This is a genomic window from Burkholderia sp. KCJ3K979, assembly GCF_016759955.1.
In the GTDB taxonomy this organism is placed as follows: domain Bacteria; phylum Pseudomonadota; class Gammaproteobacteria; order Burkholderiales; family Burkholderiaceae; genus Burkholderia; species Burkholderia orbicola.
Genome location: NZ_JACFYV010000413.1, coordinates 1 through 1,534, shown reverse-complemented (window position 1 = coordinate 1,534; position 1,534 = coordinate 1). Strand labels below are relative to the sequence as shown.

Sequence of the window (1,534 nt, the reverse complement as noted above, 5' to 3'; positions counted from 1 at the left end):
TCGTCCGCGCGCTCGTAGCGGTCGTCGTGGCCGATCTGCTGCGCGAGCCCCATCCCGCGCGCGGCGCTGTCGAGATAGCCGGTGACGATGTTCCAGCCCACGCGCCCTTTCGTCAGATGATCGAGCGTCGACATGCGGCGCGCGAACAGGTACGGCGGCTCGTAGGTCAGGTTCGCGGTCACGCCGAAGCCGAGATGCCGCGTGACCTGCGCCATCGCCGGCACGAGCAGCAGCGGATCGTTGACGGGCACCTGCACCGATTCGCGCAGCGCGGCGTCCGGGCCGCCGCCGAACACGTCGTACACGCCGACGATGTCCGCGAGAAAGATCCCGTCGAACTTGCCGCGCTCGAGCGTCCGCGCGAGATCGGCCCAGTAGTCGAGATCGGTGTAGTGCGCGGAGCGGTCGCGCGGATGCGTCCACAGCCCGTGGTTGATGTGCCCGACGCAGTTCATGTTGAACGCGTTGAGCAGGATCTTCTTGCGGTTCTCCGTCGTCATGCCGCCTCCGTCACCACGCGATCGCGTACAGCGAGCCGAACGCGTTGTCGAGCGCCTTGCGCACCGCCGGCGAGTGCTGGTAGATCGAGATGAACTTGCGGATGCGCGGATCGTTCGCGCTCTCGGGCCGCACGACCCACTGGATCGCGAAGTTCTTGTTCTCGGTGCCGTCGAACAGCAGCGCGCTGTTCGGGTCGGTCGTGCCGGCGAGCTTGATGAAGCTCGGGTAGCCCTGCGCGAGATCGACGTCGTCGAGCGAGCGCGCGAGCTGCGACGCTTCGAGCGGGATGATCTTCAGGTGCTTCGGGTTGGCGACGATGTCGTGGGTGGTCGCGCGGTAGTCGGCGCCCGGCTTCAGCGTGATGAGCCCCGCGCGCTGCAGCAGCAACAGCCCGCGCCCGCCGTTCACCGGATCGTTCGCGATCGCGACGCGCGCGCCGTCCTTCAGCTCGGCGAAGCTCTTCACCTTCTTCGAATAGAGGCCGATCTTCATGATCGTGCCGGGCGCGATCGAGATGAAGTTGTAGCCGCCCTGCTTCTTCGCGTTCTCGAGAAACGGGATGTGCTGGAAGTAGTTGACGTCGATGTCCTTGTTCGCGAGTGCCGCGTTCGGCGTATTCCAGTCGGTGAATTCGACGATCTTCACGTCGAGGCCCTGCTCCTTCGCCTCCTTCGCGGCGATCTTCAGCGCCTCGATCTGCGGGCTGGTCGAGATGCCGACCTTCAGCGGCGCGGTGTCGGCGCGCGCGCCGTTCAGCAGCGCGACGCCGAGCAGCGCGGCCGTCAGCAGGCGGGCGAGGCGGGCCACTCGGCCGGCGGAAAAGCGGGCGGAAAACACGGGATGCAGCATGGGAACCACTCTCCTGTCCAAAGACGGTATCGATGGATGAGCGACGCCGCGGCGAACGCGCGGGCGTTCTCCGGACGGTCGTCGTCCCATCGGAAAAGGATCAGCCGATGATAGAGAGCGGCGAGAGGGCGGTCTACGAAGCGATTGTGCGAAGAAAATCGCGCGCGGCGATATGGCGGGCGGG

The 1,534-nt window shown here is 66.4% G+C and carries 2 protein-coding genes; both read right to left on the bottom strand.

Going from position 1 to position 1,534, the window contains the following annotated elements; genetic code table 11:
- Positions 1-500: LLM class flavin-dependent oxidoreductase (locus H3O04_RS35285; protein WP_202589508.1), on the bottom strand; the 500-nt coding region annotated here is incomplete at its 3' end.
- Positions 501-510: 10 nt separating this feature from the next.
- Positions 511-1,350: a MetQ/NlpA family ABC transporter substrate-binding protein gene (locus tag H3O04_RS35280; protein ID WP_023477071.1), complete on the bottom strand. Its 840-nt coding sequence runs from the start codon at positions 1,348-1,350 to the stop codon at positions 511-513.
- Positions 1,351-1,534: the final 184 nt, after the last annotated feature.

Bases quoted from the DNA above. Each gene is read 5' to 3' on its own strand.
- H3O04_RS35280 (WP_023477071.1), bottom strand. From the start codon at position 1,350: ATGCTGCATCCCGTGTTTTCCGCCCGCTTTTCCGCCGGCCGAGTGGCC.